General features: G+C 40.1%; 6 protein-coding genes. 3 read left to right on the top strand and 3 right to left on the bottom strand.

The window, feature by feature from the left end:
* Nucleotides 1–243: 243 nt before the first annotated feature.
* From GBI16_RS17175 to GBI16_RS17160, 3 genes are all read left to right on the top strand, one after another.
* Nucleotides 244–423 (top strand): hypothetical protein, encoded by a 180-nt coding sequence (locus GBI16_RS17175; RefSeq protein ID WP_162900293.1) that lies wholly within the window; start codon nt 244–246, stop codon nt 421–423.
* A gap of 10 nt (nt 424–433) precedes the next feature.
* Entirely contained in the window at nt 434–2,095 is a 1,662-nt protein-coding gene (locus GBI16_RS18730; RefSeq protein ID WP_171494581.1) for a hypothetical protein, read from the top strand.
* Between the two features lie 77 nt (nt 2,096–2,172).
* Nucleotides 2,173–3,324, top strand: coding sequence for a hypothetical protein (locus GBI16_RS17160; RefSeq protein ID WP_086209729.1), 1,152 nt, complete (start codon nt 2,173–2,175; stop codon nt 3,322–3,324).
* Nucleotides 3,325–3,503: 179 nt separating this feature from the next.
* Here GBI16_RS17160 and htpG read toward each other — a convergent pair whose 3' ends face one another.
* The 3 genes from htpG to GBI16_RS17145 all read right to left on the bottom strand — a co-directional run bounded on the left by htpG (nt 3,504) and on the right by GBI16_RS17145 (nt 6,631).
* The gene (gene htpG, locus GBI16_RS17155) at nt 3,504–5,423 is read right to left on the bottom strand and encodes a molecular chaperone HtpG (protein ID WP_086209730.1); all 1,920 of its coding nucleotides are present in this window, start codon (nt 5,421–5,423) and stop codon (nt 3,504–3,506) included.
* 99 nt (nt 5,424–5,522) lie between these two features.
* Nucleotides 5,523–5,867: a lysozyme inhibitor LprI family protein gene (locus GBI16_RS17150; protein ID WP_086209731.1), complete on the bottom strand. Its 345-nt coding sequence runs from the start codon at nt 5,865–5,867 to the stop codon at nt 5,523–5,525.
* 161 nt (nt 5,868–6,028) lie between these two features.
* Nucleotides 6,029–6,631 (bottom strand): OmpW family protein, encoded by a 603-nt coding sequence (locus GBI16_RS17145; protein WP_086209732.1) that lies wholly within the window; start codon nt 6,629–6,631, stop codon nt 6,029–6,031.
* Between the last annotated feature and the right edge of the window lie 152 nt (nt 6,632–6,783).

Below are 6,783 nucleotides of genomic sequence, written 5' to 3'. Positions count from 1 at the left end.
TTATATTGCCTATTTTTTTGCCTAAAAAGGTTAATAACTGACAAAAATTTTCAAATATTTAGCATCTAGATCAAAAATATTTAGAATGATCTGTGTTTTAATCGAAGTTATTTACATTTTTTACAACATTTTTCTCGTATAGGATATGCAATAGTTTTTGCCTATTTAAGATTTTCTAATTATGATCAAAAAGAATACTAAACCGTAAAACCAAAACTAAATGCCTTCTTAGACCATATGCCTATGCAAAATTTACAAGCTTTAATTCAAGGTCGTATTTCTCCACAAACTATTGATCCAGATCAATTGATTGCTCTAGCAAAGCAGTACACACAGCCAACTTCAGCCGAATATAAATTACTTGAACTTGCACTCAATATGATTTTAGCAAGTTATTTGGAACAAGCACAAAAACAACTTTAGAGCTCAGCACATGAAAGCAATCGAAAAAGCACTGCTGATCAAAGAACTGCATCAATTGATTGACGGTTTGGAACATCAGCATTTGTCTTTTTTTGAAATTGCGCGCTCAAAAAAACGCATTCGTGAAATCTTTGCCCGTTGTGATGAGCCCATTTTTCACAAACAACTCGAAGCCTATAAAGCCCTCACTCAACCTCAAGCTACGGCCGAACACTGGTTACAGCAGAGCCCATATCGACATTTATATGTTGGTCTTTTTCAGTATGAATCTGCCCTTAGCAGTGCTTTGAAACAACAACAACATTTTGCATGGGGCGTTTTATATAAATCGGGTTTAGGTTGGCAAATTAGCTTTCAAGATGCTTCAACTCATGTGTATAACAGCCCTTGGTTTTCAAAGTTTAAAGAGGTTTACCAATGGTTGATTGATCATTCACCAGTCGATCAGCAATTGAATATGATGGAGCCTATTCCAACGACGCTGAGTACACACAGTACTGAAGTGCCGAAGAGTTTTATTTCGACCACAGAAGTTGCAGAAGTTGCAGAAGTTGCAGAAGTTGCAGAAGTTGCAGAAGTTGCAGAAGTTGCAGAAGTTGCAGAAGTTGCAGAAGTTGCAGAAGTTGCAGAAGTTGCAGAAGTTGCAGAAGTTGCAGAAGTTGCAGAAGTTAATCCCTTTATAACGCCCGCTGCAATAGCATCTAACACAACAAATCATGTGGTAGATCTTGAACACGCAGCTATTTCTAAATCTTTTGTGTTTTCTGATATTGAGCTTTTAGATTCTTCAACAGTCGATATATCTGTAACACGGTCTCAGGAGCCTCAGAGCCCCTCTATTAAGCCTTTAGCTACATCAGCTCGACTCGATGTGCCAACTATTGTGCCTGAGCCAAATGCGGACTCATCTAAACGCCTTCTAAACTCTGAAATATCATCAACAGCATCGCCAGGTACACTGCCTACACAGATCCATCTTGGTCAGTATCAAGCGCAATTGCTTGAATTAGATCAGACCCACTTAGACCCAAAACTATATCGTCTAGACATTTCGGTGCAGACTGATATCAGCCAAAATGTCGACTTGCTCCTCTACTCTGACCAACTGGATCATTGGTCTGACTATCCGATTTATCTGGCTGAACAAACCAGTCTACAGGGACGTTTTATTAAGTATTTGGCGCTATTCGGTGTTGATAGTTCTGCTCAAGCCGTTCGCCTGAGCCAACAATTTGCACAAAGCAATCATCATCAATTGGCAGCCATCCGTGAAATTGAGTGGGAGAAATTACAGGGTCATGTACATGATGTATTTTCTATTTTTCAAGTGTATACCCAGCAAGCCAAACTGGTCTGGCATATCGAAAATTATCATCCCTTTATTTTGGCGGATCTGCTGAATAGTCGTAAATTTATTCAGTTTGAAGAAAGCTCTGCAGACCTCAATACCCCTATTTTAGTACTTAAAGAACGACAAAAAATTCGGGTCATTCATGGCCAAAGACGTGTCGAGCTCTCACGCACTGAGATCGCCTACCCTTGTTTAGTCTTAGACCGCCAGCACGGGGTCAGTTGGCAACTGATTCAAAATACAATTTCGACTTTAGCTGAGCCGATTACGGTATTTCAATTATTTGATTCTATTCAAAAACAACTCACCAACGAGTTGTAGAGTTTTGTATTTTCTACTTGTGTTCTTACGTGAAATTTACAACACTAAAACATCGAAGAACAATAAAGTACGAAAGCATGCAAAGAACTCGACATGTTAGCCCCATCTCTTTATTTTTCTGCCTAAGTTTAGGTACATGCGTCAACGTGGCTTGGGCGGAAAGCAATACAGATAGCACCCAACATTTCGTGCCACCTCATGATGTGGCTGAAATTGACCAAATTGCGTCTCCTCCTAAAGGGAGTGGACTTTTATATCAAATTCCACAGTGGATTGATTCACTTCCTACGCTCTTACCCGAAGAGTCTGACGAAGTAATTGTGCCCACCACCGACGTGACTGAAGAGCGAACTTGGGTTGACCGCCAACAAAAAGGCGTTCGGAATTGGGCAGATAAAACTGCAACCCAAATTGATGACTGGTTTGGAGACACGGATCCCAATAAACCAGCCACAGCAACTCTACGGATTTTGGTCGATAACCGCTGGAATAAACATGATGAATACGATGTAAAACCACGTATTCGAGGACGAATCAAACTTCCCACTTTAGAAAATAAACTGAGTGTGGTGTTTGGAGATGACTCTCTGGATAACGAACTGCAAAACAATGTGGCGATTACCAATGAAAACCCACCAAGTGCAGACAACGATAAATCCTTCGACCGTCGACAAACCCGTGATGCCAATAGCTCACTTGCTTTAAGGTGGTCTCAACTGTCAGATCGTTTGCCTTTTGACACTGATTTCGACTTAGGGGTACGTTCAGGCGATGATATTTATGCACGTGTTGAACTCTCTAAGGAATGGAAACTGGACAATGATTTCCGTGCCTATGCAGAACAAATTTACCGCTATGGCATCGACAGTGAAAATTATTTAAGAACGAACTTAGAGTTGACGCATGCCCGCCCAGATCAGGCTTTTTTATCCAACCAATTCAGCCTGACCTATGCAGATGAGCAGGATGATGACCTCACTTGGGACAACTATAGCTTTAGACAGCATCAATTCTTTCATGGTAATCGTTTTAACTACGGTCTCTACACAGGTGGATACTATAATGACGATGACTTAAGGTTGAATAGATGGGGGCCTTTTGTATCATGGCGCCAACCGTTCTTACGTGAATGGTTTTATATCCAAGGGGATTTAAACTACTTTAATGATAAACGTGAAGACCGAAGTCATTACCTCAGTGCCTTAGTTCGTTTTGAGGCACTTTTTTAGTCTAATGCTGAATCTTTAAACACAACTGTGGATAAGTCCAAACTTATCCACGGATACCCACACCATGTGATTTCCCACAGATTGAGTCGAGTTCAGAATGCCTTGAAGTCTCTATATTCGATTCATTGACATAAAAAAGCCTATCTTAGAGATAGGCTTTTTTTAAAACATGTCATGCTTTACTGAAGCAATAAACTGTTAATCCGTTTTACATATTCAGCAGGGTCATCTGGTAAGCCCCCTTCTGCAATCACGGCTTGATCAAAAATCACATTGGCTAAATCATCAAACTGTGTCGAGCCTTCCAACTTTTTCACTAGCGGATGTTCAGGATTGATCTCTAAAATCGGTTTAGACTCAGGTACAGCCTGTCCTGCTTGTTTCAACATACGAATCAGTTGTGGTGAAAGCTCCCCCTCACCAGTGACCAAACAAGCAGGTGAATCGACCAGACGTGTAGTCACACGTACTTCTTTGGTCTTGGTTTTCAATGAATCAGACAGTTTTTCAACCACAGGCTTGAATTGTTCTGCCGCTGCTTCAAGTGCTTTTTTCTCTTCAGCATCTTGTAAATCACCTAGGTCAACAGCGCCTTTCGCCACGTTTTGCAGTGGTGTACCATCAAACTCATGGACAAACTCCATTGCCCATTCATCGACACGGTCTGCCATAAGCAGAACTTCAATGCCTTTTTTCTTAAATAACTCCAGTTGTGGTGAGTTCTTCGCGGCATTAAGACTGTCTGCGGTCACATAGTAAATGGCTTTTTGCCCGTCTTGCATACGTGCTTTATAGTCCGCAAATGATGTGGTCACCGCATCATTGTTTGAAGTTGGGAAGCGGAGTAATTTTAAAATACGCTCACGGTTACCAAAGTCTTCGCCCAAGCCTTCTTTCAACACTGAACCAAATTCACTATAGAAAGTTTTAAACTTCTCTTGATCTGTTTCATCTTCCGATTTCGCTAAACCATCCAGCATAGTCAATACACGACGTGCATTACCTTCTCGAATGGTTTTTACATCACGGCTTTCTTGCAACAGCTCACGACTCACATTTAGTGGTAAGTCCGCACTGTCCACCACACCTTGTACAAAGCGCAAATAGTTTGGAATCAAGTTATCCGCATCATCCATAATAAAGACACGTTTCACATAGAGCTTAATTCCTGCTTTGGCTTCACGAGTAAAAATATTGGCTGCTGCTTTGCTGGGTACATACAACAGTTGCGTATATTCAGTGCTACCTTCAACCCGATTATGCGCCCACGCTAACGGAGCTTCAAAGTCATGACTCAAGTTCTTATAAAAGTCGATGTACTGCTCTTCAGTGACTTCATTTTTATTGCGTGTCCAGAGTGCGCTAGCTGAGTTAATCGCTTCCCACTCATCCGTTTTCACATACTGACCCGGTTTTGCTTCTTCACCTTCGACAGCTTCTTCTTGCTGCCAAACCTCTTTTTGCATCTCAATCGGCAGACTAATGTGATCCGAGTATTTATTGATAATTTGTTTGACTTTATAAGACTGTAAATAATCCAACGCATCTTCACGCAGATGTAAAATAATGTCCGTACCACGGCTATCTTTGTGAATTTGCTCGACTTCAAACTCACCTGTACCTGCACTAACCCAACGTACAGCATGATCCGCATCCACACCCGCACGGCGTGATTCAACAGTAATTTTATCCGCCACAATAAAGCCTGAGTAGAAACCTACACCAAACTGACCAATCAGTTGTGCATCTGATTTCTGATCACCTGTAAGTTTCGACATAAAGTCTTTGGTTCCAGACTTGGCAATTGTACCTAGATTTTCAATCGCTTCTTGCTCCGTTAAACCGATCCCATTATCTGAAATGGTGAGAGTTTTATTGATTTCATCGAAGCTGACGCGTACATGCAAGTCAGGGTCATTTTCATAATATTCAGGGTGATTAATACCTTCAAAGCGCAATTTGTCGCAGGCATCGGACGCATTTGAAATCAACTCACGCAGGAAAATTTCAGGATTGGAATATAGTGAATGCGTCACCAAATGTAAGAGCTGTGCTACTTCAGCTTGGAAACTATGTTTGTGCGCGTTTTGCTCGCTCATCAATCGCTCCTTAATATATTAAGTCTTATCGAGAATGCTTAATGAATTGGAGTGAGGAATGAGTTTTTCAATAGCGACCAGTATTTTTTTTCCAATTTTTTAAAATGGCCCCTGACGATAAATACGATCCAAAAGAAGATCGAGCTTTTGCTGACGCATTTTATAGACATCCATTAAACAACTTTGTGATGCGCCACAGCGGTCTCGTAGGCTCAACCATTTCATCTGCTCATCTTGAATCATGCCACGCGTCCCCATTGGAACCAAACGTTTTAAAATGTTATAGGTGGTTGCCATTTTGACATCCGCATCATTGACTGAACGATGCTCACAAATCGCATGCTCGGTTATCGTTTGTGCCTTGTCACAATTAAAACTGGCTGCCTGAATATTGATACTCCATGCCAAGCCACAGAGCACGGTTAGATACCGCATATATTTCATTTCTTATGACTCTCTTATTCTGCTTCAGTACATTTTATCTATGGTTTTATTTTAATACTGACTGATGGTGAGTTATTTACTCTTTCATCACTATTCAACTTTAGTCGTTGCATAAAAAAACCCCATCATAGATGAGGTTCTTAAAAAGCTACTTTTGATTATTAAAATTTGTAGCTATAACCAAGCGTATAAATCACTGGGTCGATATCTAACTTAAAGTTTTCAACCACAGTTTCTACTTTTGGGTTTAGGTCTGCATAACGAACATCGACAAACACACCCCAGTTTTTCGCATCAGCAGGTTGATAGTTAAAGCCAACTTGCGCCGCATAACCATAATCTTCTTTAACTTTAACTTTAGTCCCTTCAAGTACACCTGATGTTTCCTCATCCCAAGGAATAAATGCCGTTGCACCTACACCAATATAAGGCGTGAAACCTGTTGAGTTCTTAAAGTTATACTTTGCTGTTACTGTTGGGGGTAAATGTTTGAGTTTTACTGCATTTGATCCATTCACTGTAACATCATGGCTAATCGGAGTTGCCAGTAATAGTTCTGCAGAAATATTGTCATTAAAGAAATATTCAACGGATGGTGTAAACGCCAATTCGCTATCTGCTTCAACAGTTAATGCACCATTGGCAATTTTTGTATCCTGTGTAGGCGCAATAGCAGAGCCACCGACTTTGACTTGCCATTGACCTGCCATTACAGCAGATGTAGAGAGACCCATTAATGTAATTAGAGCGATTTGCTTTAACATTTCAAACAACCTCTGTTTGTAAAATAATTAATATAAAAATAAACATTAATTAATCATAAACAAGAGTAAATTTAATATGCAATGACAATAATAATGTATTTTATATACATTATTTAATATTTTTTTTTTATTTTTTTTTTATTTTATTTAGA

Origin of the sequence: Acinetobacter sp. TUM15064 (assembly GCF_008980265.1) — a bacterium.
Classification (GTDB): Bacteria; Pseudomonadota; Gammaproteobacteria; order Pseudomonadales; family Moraxellaceae; genus Acinetobacter.
This window is presented reverse-complemented; position numbering and strand designations above follow the sequence as displayed.